33 protein-coding genes are annotated in these 18,053 nt (G+C 39.2%); 28 read left to right on the forward strand and 5 right to left on the reverse strand.

Annotated elements, in window-relative coordinates; all coding sequences use genetic code 11:
- Nucleotides 1-11: 11 nt before the first annotated feature.
- The 5 genes from NYE22_RS04355 to NYE22_RS04375 all read right to left on the reverse strand — a co-directional run bounded on the left by NYE22_RS04355 (nucleotide 12) and on the right by NYE22_RS04375 (nucleotide 3,203).
- The gene (locus tag NYE22_RS04355) at nucleotides 12-1,268 is read right to left on the reverse strand and encodes a recombinase family protein (protein ID WP_342412321.1); all 1,257 of its coding nucleotides are present in this window, start codon (nucleotides 1,266-1,268) and stop codon (nucleotides 12-14) included.
- Nucleotides 1,265-1,471, reverse strand: coding sequence for a recombinase family protein (locus NYE22_RS04360; protein ID WP_342412322.1), 207 nt, complete (start codon nucleotides 1,469-1,471; stop codon nucleotides 1,265-1,267). The genes NYE22_RS04355 and NYE22_RS04360 overlap by 4 nt, the downstream gene beginning before the upstream one ends.
- Nucleotides 1,468-1,974, reverse strand: coding sequence for an ImmA/IrrE family metallo-endopeptidase (locus NYE22_RS04365; protein WP_342412323.1), 507 nt, complete (start codon nucleotides 1,972-1,974; stop codon nucleotides 1,468-1,470). The genes NYE22_RS04360 and NYE22_RS04365 overlap by 4 nt, the downstream gene beginning before the upstream one ends.
- A gap of 107 nt (nucleotides 1,975-2,081) precedes the next feature.
- Nucleotides 2,082-2,744: a hypothetical protein gene (locus NYE22_RS04370; RefSeq protein ID WP_342412324.1), complete on the reverse strand. Its 663-nt coding sequence runs from the start codon at nucleotides 2,742-2,744 to the stop codon at nucleotides 2,082-2,084.
- Between the two features lie 42 nt (nucleotides 2,745-2,786).
- Nucleotides 2,787-3,203, reverse strand: a complete 417-nt coding sequence (locus tag NYE22_RS04375) for a helix-turn-helix domain-containing protein (RefSeq protein ID WP_342412325.1) — start codon at nucleotides 3,201-3,203, stop codon at nucleotides 2,787-2,789.
- Nucleotides 3,204-3,325: 122 nt separating this feature from the next.
- Between NYE22_RS04375 and NYE22_RS04380 the strand changes: the two genes are divergently transcribed.
- From NYE22_RS04380 to NYE22_RS04515, 28 genes are all read left to right on the forward strand, one after another.
- On the forward strand, nucleotides 3,326-3,559 hold the full coding sequence (locus NYE22_RS04380) for a helix-turn-helix domain-containing protein (protein WP_342412326.1): 234 nt from the start codon (nucleotides 3,326-3,328) through the stop codon (nucleotides 3,557-3,559).
- Between the two features lie 31 nt (nucleotides 3,560-3,590).
- On the forward strand, nucleotides 3,591-3,758 hold the full coding sequence (locus tag NYE22_RS04385; protein ID WP_342412327.1) for a hypothetical protein: 168 nt from the start codon (nucleotides 3,591-3,593) through the stop codon (nucleotides 3,756-3,758).
- A gap of 91 nt (nucleotides 3,759-3,849) precedes the next feature.
- The gene (locus NYE22_RS04390; RefSeq protein ID WP_342412328.1) at nucleotides 3,850-4,116 is read left to right on the forward strand and encodes a helix-turn-helix transcriptional regulator; all 267 of its coding nucleotides are present in this window, start codon (nucleotides 3,850-3,852) and stop codon (nucleotides 4,114-4,116) included.
- A 1-nt stretch (nucleotide 4,117) separates the two neighbouring features.
- The gene (locus tag NYE22_RS04395) at nucleotides 4,118-4,348 is read left to right on the forward strand and encodes a hypothetical protein (protein ID WP_342412329.1); all 231 of its coding nucleotides are present in this window, start codon (nucleotides 4,118-4,120) and stop codon (nucleotides 4,346-4,348) included.
- Nucleotides 4,349-4,513: a hypothetical protein gene (locus NYE22_RS04400; RefSeq protein ID WP_342412330.1), complete on the forward strand. Its 165-nt coding sequence runs from the start codon at nucleotides 4,349-4,351 to the stop codon at nucleotides 4,511-4,513.
- A gap of 409 nt (nucleotides 4,514-4,922) precedes the next feature.
- Complete coding sequence (locus tag NYE22_RS04405) at nucleotides 4,923-5,108, forward strand: hypothetical protein (protein WP_342412331.1); 186 nt, start codon at nucleotides 4,923-4,925, stop codon at nucleotides 5,106-5,108.
- The gene (locus NYE22_RS04410) at nucleotides 5,105-7,093 is read left to right on the forward strand and encodes a hypothetical protein (RefSeq protein ID WP_342412332.1); all 1,989 of its coding nucleotides are present in this window, start codon (nucleotides 5,105-5,107) and stop codon (nucleotides 7,091-7,093) included. Before NYE22_RS04405 ends, NYE22_RS04410 begins: the two co-directional genes overlap by 4 nt.
- Nucleotides 7,090-7,341 carry a hypothetical protein gene (locus tag NYE22_RS04415; protein WP_010330164.1) on the forward strand — a complete coding sequence of 84 codons (252 nt, stop codon included), beginning with the start codon at nucleotides 7,090-7,092 and terminating at the stop codon, nucleotides 7,339-7,341. Before NYE22_RS04410 ends, NYE22_RS04415 begins: the two co-directional genes overlap by 4 nt.
- Nucleotides 7,334-8,074 (forward strand): phage recombination protein Bet, encoded by a 741-nt coding sequence (gene bet / locus NYE22_RS04420; RefSeq protein ID WP_342412333.1) that lies wholly within the window; start codon nucleotides 7,334-7,336, stop codon nucleotides 8,072-8,074. The genes NYE22_RS04415 and bet overlap by 8 nt, the downstream gene beginning before the upstream one ends.
- Complete coding sequence (locus NYE22_RS04425) at nucleotides 8,071-8,772, forward strand: MBL fold metallo-hydrolase (RefSeq protein WP_342412334.1); 702 nt, start codon at nucleotides 8,071-8,073, stop codon at nucleotides 8,770-8,772. Before bet ends, NYE22_RS04425 begins: the two co-directional genes overlap by 4 nt.
- 206 nt (nucleotides 8,773-8,978) lie before the next feature.
- Nucleotides 8,979-9,788, forward strand: a complete 810-nt coding sequence (locus NYE22_RS04430; RefSeq protein ID WP_342412335.1) for a DnaD domain protein — start codon at nucleotides 8,979-8,981, stop codon at nucleotides 9,786-9,788.
- A 73-nt stretch (nucleotides 9,789-9,861) separates the two neighbouring features.
- Nucleotides 9,862-10,557 carry an ATP-binding protein gene (locus NYE22_RS04435; protein WP_342412767.1) on the forward strand — a complete coding sequence of 232 codons (696 nt, stop codon included), beginning with the start codon at nucleotides 9,862-9,864 and terminating at the stop codon, nucleotides 10,555-10,557.
- 532 nt (nucleotides 10,558-11,089) lie between these two features.
- On the forward strand, nucleotides 11,090-11,545 hold the full coding sequence (locus NYE22_RS04440; protein WP_225494315.1) for a RusA family crossover junction endodeoxyribonuclease: 456 nt from the start codon (nucleotides 11,090-11,092) through the stop codon (nucleotides 11,543-11,545).
- Nucleotides 11,518-12,210 (forward strand): hypothetical protein, encoded by a 693-nt coding sequence (locus tag NYE22_RS04445; RefSeq protein WP_342412336.1) that lies wholly within the window; start codon nucleotides 11,518-11,520, stop codon nucleotides 12,208-12,210. Before NYE22_RS04440 ends, NYE22_RS04445 begins: the two co-directional genes overlap by 28 nt.
- 126 nt (nucleotides 12,211-12,336) lie before the next feature.
- Nucleotides 12,337-12,519, forward strand: a complete 183-nt coding sequence (locus NYE22_RS04450) for a hypothetical protein (protein ID WP_342412337.1) — start codon at nucleotides 12,337-12,339, stop codon at nucleotides 12,517-12,519.
- Nucleotides 12,516-12,752 (forward strand): ASCH/PUA domain-containing protein, encoded by a 237-nt coding sequence (locus tag NYE22_RS04455; protein WP_342412338.1) that lies wholly within the window; start codon nucleotides 12,516-12,518, stop codon nucleotides 12,750-12,752. Before NYE22_RS04450 ends, NYE22_RS04455 begins: the two co-directional genes overlap by 4 nt.
- A 73-nt stretch (nucleotides 12,753-12,825) precedes the next feature.
- A complete protein-coding gene (locus NYE22_RS04460; RefSeq protein WP_014112378.1) occupies nucleotides 12,826-13,029 on the forward strand; it encodes an XtrA/YqaO family protein in 204 nt (67 codons plus the stop codon).
- A gap of 41 nt (nucleotides 13,030-13,070) precedes the next feature.
- On the forward strand, nucleotides 13,071-13,550 hold the full coding sequence (locus NYE22_RS04465) for a hypothetical protein (RefSeq protein WP_342412339.1): 480 nt from the start codon (nucleotides 13,071-13,073) through the stop codon (nucleotides 13,548-13,550).
- Nucleotides 13,551-13,567: 17 nt separating this feature from the next.
- The gene (locus tag NYE22_RS04470; RefSeq protein WP_342412340.1) at nucleotides 13,568-13,855 is read left to right on the forward strand and encodes a hypothetical protein; all 288 of its coding nucleotides are present in this window, start codon (nucleotides 13,568-13,570) and stop codon (nucleotides 13,853-13,855) included.
- Entirely contained in the window at nucleotides 13,852-14,124 is a 273-nt protein-coding gene (locus tag NYE22_RS04475) for a hypothetical protein (protein ID WP_342412341.1), read from the forward strand. The genes NYE22_RS04470 and NYE22_RS04475 overlap by 4 nt, the downstream gene beginning before the upstream one ends.
- Before the next feature lie 33 nt (nucleotides 14,125-14,157).
- Nucleotides 14,158-14,760, forward strand: a complete 603-nt coding sequence (locus tag NYE22_RS04480; RefSeq protein ID WP_342412342.1) for a hypothetical protein — start codon at nucleotides 14,158-14,160, stop codon at nucleotides 14,758-14,760.
- Nucleotides 14,757-15,260, forward strand: coding sequence for a hypothetical protein (locus tag NYE22_RS04485; RefSeq protein ID WP_342412343.1), 504 nt, complete (start codon nucleotides 14,757-14,759; stop codon nucleotides 15,258-15,260). Before NYE22_RS04480 ends, NYE22_RS04485 begins: the two co-directional genes overlap by 4 nt.
- 19 nt (nucleotides 15,261-15,279) lie before the next feature.
- On the forward strand, nucleotides 15,280-15,540 hold the full coding sequence (locus tag NYE22_RS04490; RefSeq protein ID WP_342412344.1) for a hypothetical protein: 261 nt from the start codon (nucleotides 15,280-15,282) through the stop codon (nucleotides 15,538-15,540).
- On the forward strand, nucleotides 15,537-15,935 hold the full coding sequence (locus NYE22_RS04495) for a hypothetical protein (protein ID WP_342412345.1): 399 nt from the start codon (nucleotides 15,537-15,539) through the stop codon (nucleotides 15,933-15,935). The genes NYE22_RS04490 and NYE22_RS04495 overlap by 4 nt, the downstream gene beginning before the upstream one ends.
- An 81-nt stretch (nucleotides 15,936-16,016) precedes the next feature.
- Nucleotides 16,017-16,403: an ArpU family phage packaging/lysis transcriptional regulator gene (locus tag NYE22_RS04500; protein WP_019712760.1), complete on the forward strand. Its 387-nt coding sequence runs from the start codon at nucleotides 16,017-16,019 to the stop codon at nucleotides 16,401-16,403.
- Between the two features lie 487 nt (nucleotides 16,404-16,890).
- Nucleotides 16,891-17,058 (forward strand): hypothetical protein, encoded by a 168-nt coding sequence (locus NYE22_RS04505; RefSeq protein WP_010330145.1) that lies wholly within the window; start codon nucleotides 16,891-16,893, stop codon nucleotides 17,056-17,058.
- 94 nt (nucleotides 17,059-17,152) lie between these two features.
- On the forward strand, nucleotides 17,153-17,497 hold the full coding sequence (locus tag NYE22_RS04510; RefSeq protein ID WP_019712758.1) for a hypothetical protein: 345 nt from the start codon (nucleotides 17,153-17,155) through the stop codon (nucleotides 17,495-17,497).
- A 64-nt stretch (nucleotides 17,498-17,561) separates the two neighbouring features.
- Nucleotides 17,562-18,038 carry a hypothetical protein gene (locus tag NYE22_RS04515; RefSeq protein WP_019712757.1) on the forward strand — a complete coding sequence of 159 codons (477 nt, stop codon included), beginning with the start codon at nucleotides 17,562-17,564 and terminating at the stop codon, nucleotides 18,036-18,038.
- The last annotated feature ends 15 nt before the right edge of the window (nucleotides 18,039-18,053 follow it).

Here is an 18,053-nt window from a genome sequence, read left to right on the forward strand (position 1 = left end):
AGCCGGACTCATTAATCTGAGAAGTTTATTTCTAAAATTGTGAGACGATCAAGAGGTTTTCCTTCATTAACTTTCTCAACTACTATACTAGACACTGTATTTTGCAAAAGCTGCTTTTTTTCGCTGTCTGTCAAATTGCTCCATGACTCTATTAAATCAGTGATCATTTCTTGTATAGCTTGTCTATCTACTTTAACGTTCGGCGTTATTTCTTCAAGGGCCTTCAATTCCTCTTTTAGCTGTTTTTCCTTCTTATTTTCCTCATTCATTCTATCTTTGAATTCTTCATCATTTAACAATTCATTAGCCCAAGCATATTGCCATTTCTTTTTTCGGGTAAGTAGTTTATCTAAATCATCCTGAATTTTTTTCTGTTTCTTTTCATTAGAGAATTGTTCTTCAAGATTTTCAATTTCGTTTTCTTCTACGTCCTCTATACTTGTAAATTGGAATTGAGCAGCTTTTAAATATTTTATAAAATTATGTTCAACAATCCTTTCAGAGACCATGGGCAAGTCACACTCTTTTAGATAAACTTTTCTGCACATATAATTTTTTCTGCGGTCAGTTCCTTTTCTTGTGGTTGTAACGCCTTTGAGTGGAGATCCGCAGCGAGAACAAGTTAGAATACCTGAATAGATAAAGTCACTGGATACTTGTTTACCATGAAAACTATTTCTTTTTTTCCTGATTTTTTGAGCTTCTTCGAAGGTTTCTTTTGAAATAATAGCAGGAAAGGCTCCTTCAACTTCAAAGGCGTTTTCTTTATTAACACGGACACCCCATCGTAAAGTACCTGCATATAATGGATTTTTGAGGACATACCTAACACGAGCGTCTTGCCACAAGTGTCCATTCTTTGTTAACATGTGGTTTTTATTTAGGTGAATAGCAACATTCCGATCACTTAAACCATTTATATATAAGTGAAACATTTCGCGTACAGTTTTAGCTTCATCTTCGTTTATTACTAATTCTTTATTAATTAAGTCATATCCAAAAGGTGCAGCGCTGCCATGCCAACCACCTTCTGAAGCTTTTTGTGTCAAACCAAAAGACACCCGTTCTGATAAATTCTCACGTTCCCATTGAGCAAGGGCAGCAACTAAAGTAAGAAATAATCGACCGATAGCTGTGGTTGTGTCATATACTTCAGTGGCACTTTTAAACTTGCAATTGTATTTATCAAATACTTTTAAAAGTTCATGAAGATCAACAACCGATCGAGTTAGACGATCCAACCTATATACCAGGACGACATCAATCAATCCTTTTTTACATCCGCAATCATACGTATTAGCTGTTCACGCTTCATATCCTTAGCAGATATACCTTCATCTACATAATAGCCGGCTATATCCCACCCTTGAGACATTACAAATGCAGTCAGCCGTTCCTTTTGAGCTGAAAGAGAATAACCTTCCTCCACCTGTTCATTTGTACTAACCCTCATATATATTGCAGTCCTCATGAGTGAATCAGCCCCCTTTTGTAAATCAATTCATTGGCATAAATTTTATTGAAAAATCTAGTTAGTCTCTTGTAGGCAAATGAATATGAAACATTAAAAGTTTTGGCCACAGTAACAGTAGCACTATTTATATCTTTAGGTAATTGCATTTCCTGAAGCATGAAGGTAGGAATAGAAAAATGGTACATAAAACTGTTGGCTTTCCATTCCTGATAAATTCTAAAAGGATTAGGCATATTCAGTTGGTTTCCAGCTTGTTGAAGAAGATGGCCAACTTCATGACAAAATACAGGCCACCGTTTTTCCTTTTTTAATCTAAGATCAAGAATGACTATTTTTTCTTTTCCCTTTTGCATAGCTCTAGAAGAAACAAGCCCGTGCATTACAGTAACACCAAGTTTTTCTGATACATTTTCTACAGTCAATTCGTATGGATCAGAAATCCCTATTTTTGAATAAATTCCGGTAACATTGTCTTCTAAATGGCTATAAGTATATATCATTAGATCTATTTCCTCCTTGTGTAGTGAACAAAGATGCATAAAAATAAGAACGTGTGTTCCTTTATAGGCGAAAAAGAAAAGCCCCCTAAAGAGCTTAAATACTATATTTAGTTTATATCTAATTTAATAGTCTTTTCGTTTGTTATAGTTTTATATGATTCGCTATCATAAGTGTCTCCCAGAACAAGAGTCAAAGAATTTATCTCTTCTGGATCCCCGTCGTATATAACTCCTATTGTGTACTCATCTTTAGCATTCCCGTAGATATCATGTGGCCCATTCTCCATAAGATTATTTTTATCTACTTCTATTTGTTCCTTTGTGTTTGGGATGACCGTAGTAATACCTTTCCATTTTACAAGTGCATCTCCTGTATTTTCAGCTGTAACAGTTATTTGAATGTAACTTAACGGTTCATCAAGCTGTTTGGCGACTTTCAGTTCATACATCTGGAGAGTATCGCTAGGAATATTTGTGCGAGTTAACACTTTTATATCGTCTATTGTCACTTTAAGAGGTGAAATATCGATATGTTTATCTGGATTCTTTATTTTATTTAATTCAACAATTTCCCCGGTATCTTCTTTGTATTTTTGACCGGGTTCAGTTAAAGAACGGTTGTTTCCTGTTTGATATGTATCTTCCTGATTTTCGTCTGTTGTGTCTGCTTTATTGCTTGACTCGTTTGACGAATTAGAAGAGCTGCACGCAGCTAAGTATAAACTCATCATAAATACTAAAAGTAATAGGATTCTTTTTTTGAAAAGCAAAAGTAATTGTCCCCCTCAAATTGAATACTCTCTATGTCTAAGTTATTTTTCTTTCTGTTTTCTTTTTTTGAAGAGTTCATATACTAATTCAAACTCTTTTAATAACTCATCGAGATCCTCAGGCTTTTCATGAAAGAAGAGACCGTCTTGAGACTTGGCCCAATCATATATCTTTTTCTGGTTGGGTGTCAGACTTTCTAATTCAATATCTTTTTCTTTTTTTGATTGATTACTTTCAATATACCCTGCAACGACCATTAATTCTTCATAGTCACAGTTATAAGCTTTGGAAATCATTCGAAGAGTCTCCGGAGTGGGTTTTATAGGTTTTCCGGATCGAGGGTCGCGTCCCTTTTCAATCTTATCAAGGTACGTGTGACTTATCCCAATACGTTTGGCAGCTTCTCTCATAGAAAGGCTACCCCTTAGTTCCCTTAGATAATTGCCAAGATTATTCATATTTTCATCACCTGTAATACATAGTTTACATCAGGAAAATAGATTTTAAAATAAAATGCATGTAAATCATAGTTGACATGTTGTAAACCAAGTGTTACAGTAGTGACAAGGAGGTGTTATACATGGTTAACAAGGTAAGGGAAGTTAGACAAAAAATTGGTATGTCTGTTTCTGATTTGGCGAGAAAAGTTAATACAAGTCGCCAAAGCATCACAAAAATTGAATTGCATGGCCAAGAGCCTTCAGGCTATATGATGCTTCGTATAGCACATGCTTTAAATAAAGATCCCCGAGAAATTTTTTTTGAAGTTGATGTAACACATGGTTTACAAGATGATAATGAAAACTCAGCCTGATTCTAATAACTACAGTGGAGGAGGTGAAACTGTGTCACCTATTGATAATTCTCAAGTTACTGAAGAAATAGTGATGGGTTGCAAAATTACTTATAGCACTAATAAAGAACACACCTTAAAACAATGGACTAAATTCATTCGAAAGACAGTAGGACCACGAGTCATAGAAAAAATGCAAGCTGAGCAAAAAGCAATTTAACTGTAGTTTTCTTCCACCTAAGAGTACAACATGTTCCGGTTTAAAACTGTTCCATTTCAGAACACGTTCCATTTTGGAACATTGGAAGGGGGTGAACAAGTTGAAATTAGGAGCACTACTAAGAATCGCCCGGGAACGAGCAGGTCTATCACAAGAACATCTTGCAGAATTACTTCACCGTTCCCGCAGCTGCATATCGAAATTTGAAAATGATAAAAAATCCTTAGATGTTCCTACATACGTTCGATGGATGGAGGCGACTAATGCAAAAGAAGCTATGATCGCCACCCTGTGCGGCATTGATCCCACAACTGTCGCACAGAGCATCCAAAACATCATGAGTCTATTTGGAGGTTGAAATGAGAAAAAAATTGTTTCCGAGAATTAAGCACGATGGAATTAGACGAGAGTTAATTTGTTTAGAAGTTTTGGTGCCTATGGTTATGAAAGCTGTTGAGGAAGAAGATACGGAATCTATGCTTCTTAATTTAGAAAACATGAAGCGTTCTATTGGTCAAATAGAAAGGTATCAAAAAATTGAAGTTGTGGAGTATCCAGAGACATTCAAAAAAATGAAAGGATTGATTTAAATGTCATTTGTATTATCTGCAAGCCGTTTGATGAAAGCATCTGAGGTTGTGAAACATTGTCGAGAAGTAAAGAGAAATCCAGCTCTTATTCTTATGGCAAATGCCCAAGCAAAAGAAGCCATAGAGAAAATAAAAAAGCAGCAAGCTCCTACACTCACTGCTTAATTAGGAAAATATAAACGTTCAAAAAGTATTATAACGCTCTTTTAAGAGCACGGCAAGCTTGTTCTTGTCGTCAGGCCAGAGGAGAACTTTTTTATCCATCCATTCCTCTTTTAATACCACCACTCTCCCTGGTCTGACGATGCGCACAAGCATCAGAAAGGAGGATTTAAGTGTTATACCTGATTATTCCGCCAAGGCAATGCCCAAATTGCGGAAAGATTGAAAAACAGTCTCACAAAATTTATTGCAGTAAATGTGAACACAAAATTCCTGACAGTGTTCAGGAATTGCTTCAAAAAACAGAAAAAGCCCACTATGCAGAGTGAGCTTCGAAGGTGGTACTAAATTTGGTTAACAATAGTTTACTGTATCACCTTCCAAAAATCAAATCTTTGGAGGTCTTTGACAAATGAATGAAGTTTTTTACACTGAACCGTTTAGCGATCATCGTCGCGATCAAATTAATCTTGCCACTGTAGGTGGATCAATTTCCTTTGATCTAAGGGGGAATGCATGCTTTCACTTCCCAACAGCTGAGGCGAGAAATGAGTATCTTTCTCTCAAGTCTAAAGAGAAAGGATGTGAAGCCAAATGAAGAAGGAAATTAAACTGCTCAAATTAGAACTGCGTAATTTTAAGGGAATTAAACATTTTACTCTTGATACTCAAGGTGAGAATGTCAAGGTCTACGGTGATAATGCAACAGGAAAAACAACTTTGTTTGATGCTTTTATTTGGCTCTTATTCGATAAGGACAGCCAAAACAAAAAAGATTTTCAGATTAAAACTCTAACAAAAGAAAACAAGCCTATTAGCGGACTGGATCATGAAGTCAGCGGCTTGTTTTTGATCGATGGAGCTGAATTGTCTCTGAAAAAGGTGTACTCCGAGAAGTGGACAAGAAAGCGGAGTAGTGCTGAAGCAGTATTCTCTGGACATACCACTGACTATTTTATTAACGAAGTGCCATCAAAGAAAAAAGAGTTTAATGATCGAGTCAGCTCAATTATTGCAGAAGACAAATTTAAACTCATTACTTCTCCATCATTCTTCAATGAGCAATTGAAATGGCAAGACAGACGGAAGATTCTACTTGAGATTAGCGGCGATGTAACAGCCGAGGAAGTATTCAGTAAAAACCCTTCTGTGGCTGCCCTGGAAAGCATCTTAAAGAAACGGTCGCTTGAAGAGCATAGAAAGGTGATCGCGGGAAAACAGCGTGAAATAAATAAACAGCTCGATGCAATACCGGTAAGAATCGATGAAATCCAGCGCACAGTCGAAGATACATCTGGTCTAGATGAACAAGAATTACATGACGAGATAAATTTTCTTCAAAAAGAAGTTGAGTCATTGGAGGAGAAACTTCGTTCAGCTCGTAATGGTGAAGCTATTTCTGAGAAGAGGAAAGTAATTCTCCAGCTGCAGAATGATCTTCAGGAAATCAAAAATGATCATCAGGATAAAGAATACAAAAAGATCAATGAGATTAAAGAGCAGCTATACCCTGTGAAAAGCAGGATTGATGAAATTTTAATGGAGATTAAATCGAATCAGCAGCAGTTATCACTTGAAAAAGACAATTTGGATCGATTAAATACGGAAATCGAGTCGCTGCGCCAGAGTTGGTGCGACAAGAATGAGGAGACGTTTGATCAACATCAAACTGAATGCCCTACATGCGGCCAAGAATTACCGAAAGAAAAAATCGATCAAGCCATTGAAAAATTCAATTTTCATAAAAGCCAAGCTTTAGCTGAAATCAATGAAAAAGGCAAGTCGGTTAAGAGTCAAAAAGAAAAGTCTGAGGATGCTATTCAGGAATTAGAGTCTGCAATATCTAATTTACAGGATGCCTATAAGAGTGAAGAAGAAACTTTATTATCACTTGAAAAAGAATTGGAGTGCGCACAAAACAATAGATTAGATATTTCAGCGGATCCAATTTATCAAAATAAACAAGCTGAAATCGAGACCATCCAGAAGGAGATTCAGGACTTAGAATCTTCCACGGATCAAGCCGTTCAATTGATTAAGGATGATATCACCAGTAAAAAACAAGAGATTCTGCTGCTTCAAAAAGATCAAGCGAAAATTGAGCACGTAAGGCATGTTAATGATCGAGTAAGACAGCTTGAGCAAGAACAAAAAGAGTTAGCAGAACAATATGAACAGCTACAACATCAACTCTATTTGACTGAGGAATTTGTTCGCACTAAGGTGAATCTCCTCGAAGAAAAGATAAACAGTAAGTTTAAATATGCTCGCTTCAAACTCTTCAAGGATCAGATCAACGGAGGACTTGAAGAGACGTGTGAAACCCTTTATGAAGGTGTGCCGTATTCGTCCGGCTTAAATAATGCTGCACGCATTAATGTTGGACTGGACATTATTAACACACTTAATGATTACTACGGAATCACTGCTCCTATTTTCGTTGATAACTCTGAAGCAGTGACGAAATTGATCAACACAAATTCACAGATCCTCAGCCTGATTGTTTCCGAGAAAGATAAACAGCTGCGGATTGAATTAGATGATAGCTCGCTCATTCCAGTAGATTGTGAGGTAAGTGCATGAGTGAAATTGTCACAGTAACAGTTGTTAGGAGTAAAGGTTGGGAAGATCTACGCCGTGAAACCTTGCTTATAAATGGCAAAGAAATCATGCATGTGGGTCCGCTTTCTGAATGTCCAGAAGACGCGATTTTAGAAAGAGATTTAGTAGGACCCTCCGACTTTGCTGATCTGCTTGAAGATTTCTTGATTGAGCATAAAGGAAAAAAAGTGAAATTTGTGTACGAAGACGAGGAGGATTCAAATGAGTGAACAAAATGAATTAATGACTAAGCCCGTTGAGTTTTCAGTAAACGGTGAATCCGTGAAGCTTACAGGAAAAACAGTAAAGAATTTTTTGGTTCGTGGAAACTCCGATGTAACTGATCAAGAAGCGGCAATGTTTATAAATCTTTGCAAGTATCAAAAACTCAATCCGTTTTTAAATGAAGCTTACCTTGTGAAATTTAAAGGCTCACCGGCTCAAATGATTGTTGGTAAAGAAGCATTTATGAAGCGTGCAGAGAATAACGAGCAGTTTGAAGGGTTTAAAGCTGGGATTATCGTTGAGCGTGGAGGAGATATGGTTGAAATAGAGGGTGCAATCAAGCTTCCTAAGGATAATCTAATTGGAGGATGGGCTGACGTTTACCGTGCGGATAGGAAGCAACCAATTTCAGTGCGTATAAGCCTGGATGAATTCAGCAAAGGACAATCCACGTGGAAGACAATGCCCTTAAATATGATTCGAAAAACAGCAATAGTAAATGCCCTGCGTGAAGCTTTCCCTAATAACTTAGGGAATCTATACACAGAGGAAGAGGAGCAGGCTAACGATGATATACCAGCTGAAGAACGGGTGCGCCGTGAGGTAAATGAAAAAGCGAATGCAGAGGTTATCGATATCGAACCAATTCCGGATCCACAAACAGAACAGCCGGAGCCCCAACCAACAAAAAAAGATGAGAAGCCCTCAGTCTTTGAATCGGACGGGCCAGACTTTTGATTGAAATTACAGCCCTGTCATCGAGCAGTAAGGGGAATTGCTATCGGGTTACCGATGGTAAGACCCCGCTTCTGTTGGAATGTGGTATCAACTTTAAACAAATGCAGAAGGGGTTTCAGTATAAAATGTCTCAATTCGTTGGCTGCCTTGTTTCTCATGAGCATGGGGATCACTGCAAAGCAATTAAGGATGTTCTGAAAGCCGGCATTGATTGTTACATGTCTCCTGGGACGGCCGGAGCAATTGGCATTTCTCATCACAGAATAAAGCCTGTGCGCGCTAAACAGCCGTTTAAAGTTGGTTCTTGGTCTATTATGCCCTTTGACGTGCAGCACGATGTGGCGGAGCCGTATGGCTTTCTGTTGGCTAATAAGGATGGTGACAAGCTTCTGTTTGCCACTGATACCTATTACATCAAATATAAGTTTCCAGGACTCACTCACATTATGGTGGAATGCAATTACTCGAATGAAATACTGAACGAAAACATCGAAAGCGGCCGTACACCGCCATTTATGAAAAGACGACTCTTACAGTCGCACTTCAGTTTAGAAAACGTAAAAGAGTTTTTGAAGGCAAATGACTTGAGCAGGGTTCAGGAAATTTGGTTACTGCATCTTTCTGAATCAAATAGCGACGAGGAGCTATTTAAAGAAGACATCATGAAATTGACTGGAAAGGTTGTTTATATACCATGACTGACAATGACTTAATTGCGGTTCCTTACCCATATTGTTTTGTGTCATTAGCGATGAATGTTGCTCCAGATATGCGTAAGGATACTTTGTCAATGTACATTTCAGCATATTTCAAGAAATATGAGCCTCATTTATTGGTAGTAGCTATAAAAGGAAAATACGCTATTTGCCGACGTGTATAGCATTTAAAGAAGGAGGGAGGGTGTATGTCTAAAGGATGGATTAAACTGCACAGAGATATACAAGATCACTGGCTTTATGGAGAAAAACGGACCTTTTCAAAATATGAAGCTTGGCTTGATCTAGTAATGCGTGCGAATCACAGGCCAAACAAAATTGTTCTCGGAAATGAACTGATTGAAGTTGAAACAGGTCAGTTAATAACTTCACTCCGGAAGCTAGGTGAGCAATGGTCATGGTCCAATACTAAGGTGAATCATTTTCTGACACTCCTATCAAATGACGGGATGATCACATATAAAAAAGACACAAAAAAAACGCTCATAACCATTGTCAAATATGAACTTTACAGTGGTAACGAGACTAAAAAAAGAACACATAAAGAACACGAAAATGACACGGAAGAAACACAAAAACATACAAACAAGAAGTTAGAGAATTTAAGAATTAAAGAACTAGAAGATAAGGAGCAGCCAGAACAGCAGGAGGATGACCAAATGAATGCATTTGTTTTTTATGAAAACAACTTCGGTGGCACATTGAATAGCTTTACAGGGCAATTAATTGGCGAAATGGTGGATGAATACGGCAATGAAAAGGTCATTGAAGCAATGAAAGTGGCTCTCTTAAACGGAGTGATAAACATGAATTACGTCAATCGAGTTCTTGTAAATCAGGCATCGAAAGGAGAAAAGCAGAATGCAAAGCATGGCCGACACCTTAAAGTCGTTGGAAAAAGCAAATCCAGCACTAGCAAAGAAACTGAGAGACTCGAAGAGGTTGCAAGAAGAAAAGGTTTATCCGGACAGATACGAGACACTTACTGTGATTTCTGATTCATGCCCTTATGGAAAATGTGATGGTTCAGGGCTTATCTGGGTTATTGATCATCATGAGAAAAGAGAATTCATGAAAGAGTGTCAGTGTAGGGAAGACAAAAAACTTGCGAATAAGTTGTTAAATGCCCAACTGCCTGAAGAGTTTAAAGATGCGACTCTTAAGTCATTTGATATCAATATTTATGAAAAAACAGAATCAAAAGAAAGGGCAGCAAAAGCAAAACGTGCCGCTATTAATTATGTTCGTAAATTCGATATGATGCGAGACCAAGGCAAGGGTTTATATCTTTTCAGTGAAGAAAAAGGGAGCGGGAAAACGCGACTAGCTGCGAGCATCCTTCATGCAATCACAAAGGTATATGACAAAGAAGATCCTCCTTTAAAGATCCTGTATTCATCAGCAGCTGATTTAATAGGAGAAATCAAAAGTACATTCAATGCAGATTCAAAAGTTAAAAGTACGGATATCATAGACGCTGCTAAAAACGCTGACTTGGTGGTCCTTGATGATATTGGGGTGGAAAAAGTGAGCGAATTTGTTGAAGAAACGTTCACTCGTATTCTTGATTATCGACTCCAAAACAAAAAGCCGACGATCATCACCAGTAACTTGAGTATTGATGATCTCGATACCATTTATAAAAAAGGTCGTATCAGCAGCAGAGTTGAAAAGTTAGCATTCCCTGTCATTATGCCAGATGAAAAGATACGCAAAAAAATAGCTGAACAAGAAAACGAGGCATTGCTTCTTGAACTATACGAATAAGGAGAGATACCATGTGCAACATTTGCAATGAAAAAAGAGTATACCGAAACATTCACGGGCAGAACAAGAGCCAGGGCAGGCCGACACATATCATATTCGGACCATGTCCGGTGTGTGTACGAAAGGATAATGCAAAACGAGATTTAAAGCCCTTAATTGACAGACTCGATCGGATGATTGCAGAAGCAAAAGCAAAGTCTGCATAAATCAACATTCTAAAAGAGAGGAGCGCATGAAATGCCTTCAGGTGTAACACAGACTGCCACAGACGAGCGGCGGGATTACGTAATGAATGAACTTATCAAGTATGGCCAATATGAATCGGAGGACGGACGAGAGTTGGACGAACTAACTTTACCGGATCTGGAGTGGCTACATATTATCGTTAAATGTAAGTTTGGCCGTGAAATGTCCTTCGAGGAGGGAGATTAATGATCGGCACGCTCCGCTCCTTAACATTCATAATCATGAACGCTGATTTAATAATGACGGAAATTGAGCAGCTGGAGGCAGCTGACGGGAGGTAACAGTATTGATCAGTTTTACAATTTACGGCGAACCGGTAGCGCAAGGGAGACCGAGAGCTACTACGATTAATGGTATGACCAGGCTGTATGATCCAAAGAAATCAAGAGACTTTAAGCAATATGTGAAGCTGGCCGCTTCAGATTATCGTCCAGCTAAATTGCTAGAAGGACCACTTGAATTATCTGTAAAGGTTTATAAATCCACATTGAAAAGCTTCAGTAAGAAAAAAACTGCTGAAGCAGAACAAGGGCTGTTGAGGCCGAGCAAAAAGCCAGATGTTGATAACTATATAAAAGGCATCAAGGACGGTTTAAATAAGGTCATCTGGCATGATGACAGCCAAATAGTAGACCTTCATGTCAGCAAGTTTTATAGCCAAAAACCAAGAATTGAAATACAGGTAAAACCACTATCACAAGAGGAGGAACAGTTATGTCTTTCGTTGATTTCAAAGGATTAGTAAAAAAGGTGAATCACAAACCAAAAGGTATCACTGAAGTTGTTGTGGAGGTTCCAACTAAAGAACTTGGAAACAACATTCAAAATTTAGCTGAAATGATTGATAGAGAAGTAGAAACACAACTTGAATCTGAAGTAATTCAATACACAGTAGAAATTAATACTAAAACAGATCGACCGATTACAAATTACACAGTGGATCAAAATGGTATCGTAAATGTCTCTGATCCAGAACCGGAACAACTTGAGGCGGATCTCGGGCTTCCTAAAGAAAAGCCAAAAATCGAAGAAAAATCAATGGAAATTGAGCGAGAAATAGTTGATTCTTTCATCACTGAAGGTATGGCTCCCACTCTTGATGGATTTCCTGAAAATATTGCTGAAATTGCGAAACGCCGGATTGAAGGTGAATCATACAGCAAACTGGCGAATGAGCTTGAAATGTCATCTGGTGTCATTGTGGACCTCATTAACGAGTACAGAAAAGAGGTTGCTCCGCTTGCTGTAGCCTGGTGGGATTGGAAGCAAGATCAAGAAGCTGAGGCTGAGCCAATGGAGAAAGATGCACCACCTATCCCTCTCGATGAAAGTGAAGAAGCTGATACATCATCCAAGGATGAAAAAGAGCAAGACAACCAGGATGAGGGCGAACACGGAGCGGCTTAATGGTTAAAAGGCAGCGGCGTTGGTATTTGCTGTTTCGCATGGAGGATGGACGAGCAGTCCACCTCTACGAGCCTTTAAGAAAATCTGAGCTGCTCCAGCGGCTTAAAAATGGATGGAGGGTTATTGGTGGTCTCAAGGAGAGAGTATCTTTTAAAACGTCTTACGGAAGATTTCAGGATGGTTCCAGGTCACGGACCGGATCTTTCTAAGATGACAGATGAAGAACTTGAAAAGCGATTGAAATTTTTAGAATCGGCTTTCAAGATGGCTTGGGAAGAAGAAGATAACGAGGACGGTGACGATATATGAGCGTCAGACATCATCTGAAAATTTTACCGGAGTATTTTGCAGCGGTGATTGATGGCCGTAAAACCTTTGAAATAAGGAATGATGACAGGGGTTTTAAAGAAGGGGATATCCTTTGCCTAAATGAATGGGAGGGTGAATTTACTGGCCGCTCAATAGATGTTCTGGTCACATACATTTCTGATTTTGAGCAAAAACCCGGATATGTCGTTCTCGGAACTAAATTGATGTCTTAAATAAAAAACCGCAGCACAAGGCCCCGGTTTAGTTAATCTCGACAATTAATTATAACACGGGGAGTGCTGCAAAATGAACCGACCTATTGAACTTGAAAACTTACACCAACTTTCCGTTGGAGACTTGATTGAACGAAACAAAATAAAGCTAGTTATTCTTGACGGTAAGGATGGCTGCGCATATTTAGCAGATACACCTGAGTACGGCATTACAAACGTGCATACCAGAGACAATGAATATACAAGAATCCATTTTGACTATGGATTTAAGAAGTAAAGCGGAGGGAACACCCTCTGATGTTATTGGGAGGAGTGTTTATGGCCATGAAAGGCAAATGTCTCAGTTCAGACATTACACCTTTAGACAAAGGGCGAGAATACTTCCTCTTCCCTTTAGGAGATAGCCACTATTATGTATCTAAATTTGACAGTGTAAATGCACATTGTGGGGCTTATGAAAAGAAACATTTTCAAGTCATTGATGTGGGCATAGGAGAAGAGCCGCCTGCAGGTAATTATGAGTATCTTGATTCTTCAAAGATCTACAGCGCAGAACTTATTTGGATGAAGCCGACTTATGCTCTCTTAGAACCGCTTGGCACATATTATGTTAGGCCGAAGGCTCCAAGGATGACGCACTGCTATTACTTCCATGATAGAGAGTTAACAAAATACGGAGGGATTTTTCCTCTCCATTGGTTTATAAATTTTCAAGAAGTAGATGAAACTCTGCTTGATCAGATAGAAGAGAAAAAGGAGCTGCCGTCAAATGAATGGCAGCAAATGAGCTTGTTCTGAGTTAAGGAGGAGCCAGTATGAAAGATAAGATTCAGAGAATCGAAAATGAATGCAAGCAGCATATGGGGCTATCTCTGGCCTCAACAGAGTGGCTGATTGAAACGGTTAAGAAACAGTTGGCCGTCATCGAGGAAAACAAACGGCAGGAAGAAATAGCAGTCAATCAGTTCAAGCAGGCCCAGCAAGATATCCGGCGCCTGAGCGGGGAAAGTAGCAAGTATAAAAAGGCTTTACAGCAAGTTATCAAGAATCTGCAATTCACAATAACAGCTGCTAAAAATGAATTAGAAGGTGAGAATAGTTGATACGAATTTATGAAAAAAGTGATTCGCAGTTTAATAACCTGGCTGCTGCCTGGTCTAAATTGACTCACCTTGATAAAAACTTGTTTGAAGTGAGCGTCATCATTCTGGCGTCGGATCATCAAGAGGAAGAGGCGGAAAAAGTAGCTGCAGCGTTGAAAGGATTAACAGCATCGAGAACGGAAAAATTCACTTCTGTTATGCCTTGTATCATGGTTTGTTTACTGTGCGAAATACAAGTTCCCTCTAGGGAAAATGAATTGATCAGATAGAAACAAATGAAAAATATAAAGGGAGAGATAAAAATGATCAAAGTAGCGGTTAAAGACAAATTAAAACAAGCAGAATTTGAGGCGTCAGGTTTTACAGCTGAAGAAACAGGCAAACTGTTGGCACAATTGCTGTTCTACATGAAGAGCGAAGCGGTAAAAAGTGTTGATAGTAAGCAGCCTTCACATGTTCGTGATTTGAATAATAGAAGTATTTCAGATGGGATTGTACACAAGACAAATATTCTCCAGGATCCAAAAACGGATACTGGCCCATCTGCACACAAAAAAACAGTAGCTCGAGCAGAAACACCCCGCCCGCGTCGTGTTGATTTGCTGAATAGTGAGCGGACATTAACAACGCCGTTGGCCGATTTACTAAAATCCGAATCGAAAAAGGTCTCTCCGGCCAGTGAACGGATTAGTTGTAAGACCAAGTTTTCATGTCCGTCTTGTAATTTGAAAAAGGACAAGCAAGTCCCTAATGGCTATAGGTTCACTTCTTGCGAAAACTGTGGAACTTTGGTTCGTATTCGCCCAGCAAACCAAACTTGGGGGGCTTTTGATGACGAGGGATATCAGTACCACGCTGATTCAATTTATGTACCGCGCAAAGAGAGTGGAGAAGGCGTGAAATGAATCCGACAGAAGAATTTAAAATGCGGTATGTGTACAGACACAGGAAGACAGGCGAAATAAAATTTCACGTCGAAGACATCGAAACGCTTGAAAACGGTAGCGCTAAAAACATGAGATATATTTTCAGAGAACACGGTTATGAATTTGTCGGCAGGAATTTGTATAGCACAGTAGATTTATACAGCAAAGCAACAGATGCGGTTAAGGGCGTTGAACTGTATGAGGGGGATATCGTTGAAGTAGAGGGGCATTGGAATACTAAATGGCTGGCGGTAGTGAAATTCGGTCGATATATGCAGGATGGTAGCGGCGGAGAATACGAGGGAACGGAATGCATAGGGTTCTACATTGAAGCAATTGACCCAGATCAAGTCGATGAATGGGACTGCCGTATCATTAGCGAGTATCAGAAACAAATGTCCTTACTGGAGTGTTCGTCTTTAGAATGGACTGGAAAGAGCATATATAGCCATCCTGAGTTAGTGAAAGGGGATAAATAAAATAACTTCAATTGTGAAAATGGAGCAAAAACATATCGACTTTATGAACGGCTGCGCGAGCGGCGCTACAATTTGGGGATTCGCAGAAGCGGAAACAGCAAGGGAGATACAAAGGTTTGATCCTTCTTTCCTGCAATTTATTGAGGACATGGACGAATTAGGGAAGTATGATCCGAAGGTAAGGGAACTGACAGGAGCGGAAAGGCTTCCGTATTTCGGGTGTGTGTTAACACATGATGGCTATGCTTATATCGACAGATGGGAGAGTGAAAACAAATGAGGAAAGTCATATTTGCTTTAGTTGCTGTTATCACATTAGGGGTTACGATTTTACCGGAAGGCGCATCGGCTGCCTGGTCAGGCTATCAAACAAGCAAAAAGGTGAGAGTTTATACAGATGCCACAACATATTCAAAGAGTGCTACATCGGTAGACTGGAAGGCACAGAAAACAACCTCAGGACGTGTTTATTATTCAGCTATGTTAATCAGAACGGATAATTACAGTAATTCAGGAGCGCAGCGGGGTAATTTCACATCGGGCACACCGTTAAAGAAATTCAGCTTATCAAAAACGCGGCCGGGAACATATCAAGTCGTTATTAATCTATACACTGATTCAAGCGAAAGAAATTACATTGGTACAGCAAGATCAGCAAAAATTTATATTAAGTGAGTTTGATAAACTTCGCGGACATCGAACATGCTGCAGTAGCGGTGTGATCGGTGCCCGCTTCTACTATTTAGGAGGTATCATATGCAAGCAGCACAACAGTTGTCATTTATTCCGGAAGTGAATGAAAAGGAAGTGCGAAACACAGTCATCAAAGAACTGAAAACGTATAGATCACTAAAAATTCAAGCGGAAAATAGGAGAGAGCAAAAGGAAAAGGGAGTCATTGGGTTATTCCCGCAGCTTCGGAAAAGCACCGAATATAATGAGCTGAAGGTCAAGCAGATGGATAGGGCGCTAAAGCACTGCCTTGATCAAGACGAATACAGCATCATAGAAAAGAAATATTTGTCTCCAGAAAAAATAAAGGATCTTGAAATCATGATAGAACTGGGTCTCAAAAGAGATAAGTTCTATCAAGTGAAAAGACAGGCTATATACAACATCGCGACAGCGCTCGGAATAATCTGAGGGCTGTTTTTTACGATAAAAAGCCGATAAAACACCGATAAAAAGCCGACAAAATGGGGGATAAAATGGGTACTTTTTTTGATTGCGTTTTGTCATACGATAGAGACAAGAAAACGAACGTGAATAACAGTCCAAAAAGGAGATACCTACGGACGCTGATCTTTTGTACATGGGAATTTGTACAGCTGATTAGTGGCCGTTTTTTTATGGCCAAACCAGGAGACGCACCTTTCCTTTATCAAGTGTGCACTCGGATGTATCGAATGACTATGAAGGTCGTTAGCTTCACAGGAGGAGCGGCTGGAGTCTATGCAGTATTGCGAGCGATAGTCACGGGGAACGCAAGCGGTGAGATCCCGCTTGCAAGGAAAGTCTTTAATCCGGCTCTCCATTTTCTTTGCTTACCTCCTGGGGGAAATCGGCGGGCCACAAATAAATAAAAGCGAATAGCGTAAGGCGGTGCTTATTCGGCAAGGAGTAATGAAAGATGAAGATGAGAGACGTTTTATCTGCTGACACGAAACAGCAGCTTAAAAAAGTGTTAAGTCCCTCAACAAAGGCAGATGAACCTTTGACAAGAAGGGATTGGGAAGAAATCATGGGAACGAGACGTGACACCTTCAGACGTGTAGGCGGCCGGATCCGGAGAAAGTGAAATGATGGGAACAGCCGTCATGTATCGGGAGTATGGCTGCCGGTGCTTTGGAGAGGGATAGGAGCACAAAAACAAAATAAGGGAGGAAATCGGAATGGCTTCATTAAAGGGAGTAAGCGCCAATCCAACAAAACAGAATCATATTTTAGGAGAAGATAAGGTCGTTAAGGTCGCAGTCAAAAATGACAATGACTATATTGCAGGTCCTAACCTTATTCCTCAGCGGAAAGAGAGCGGGAAGTGGAAGACTCTTAACGCGAATTCTCCAAACCCACTTAAGCCCGATCAGAAGGATTATGATGATTGGGGCATCAAGGAGATGTTCGACAACAAGAAAGGCACATACCGCTTTAAAGTTGATGTAGAGCGCTATGATTCCAAAGGAAATCACATCAAAACAGAAGGCACATTCTATACTGACGAATTTTATATTAAGTAAGCACTCTATCTTAAATTCCTAAATATTGAAAAGTCACCTCCGATATATACTGGGGGTGATTTTTATGAGTAAAAGTAAAGAAATAAATGAGTTTGGCGAGATTAAGAGCGTCCTCGTATATTTGGAAGAAGTTAAAAAGGGTGTACATAACAAAAGCTTATCCGAACAAATCGAATTCAAAGAAGAAATCAAAAAGCGGCATGATAAGAAGCAAATACAAGTGTTCTTGGGAAAGCTTGAAGACAAGATTGAAATTAAAAAAGCCACAAGTCATTTGATTACTGCATTCTTTGCAATTGTATCTTTAGTAGTAGGGGGTACAATGAGTTTCCTTCTAGGTATTATAAAAGAGGATGGTTTTGATTCAGCTGCAGCTTCTTTTGTGATTCTCTATATGTGTTTTGTTGCTGGAACAGCATGGTTTATTCTAACAAGAGTAGAGTTCGCAGGATTTGGGAAAATATGCGGTTATAAAAGATTATTACAAGAGTGTTTAGATGAAATGCCAGATAATAAAAGACACGTTAGAAGAAGAGTATAAACAAGCACCAGACAC

It is taken from the genome of Bacillus sp. FSL K6-1560 (assembly GCF_038592935.1).
Lineage (GTDB): Bacteria > Bacillota > Bacilli > Bacillales > Bacillaceae > Bacillus > Bacillus subtilis.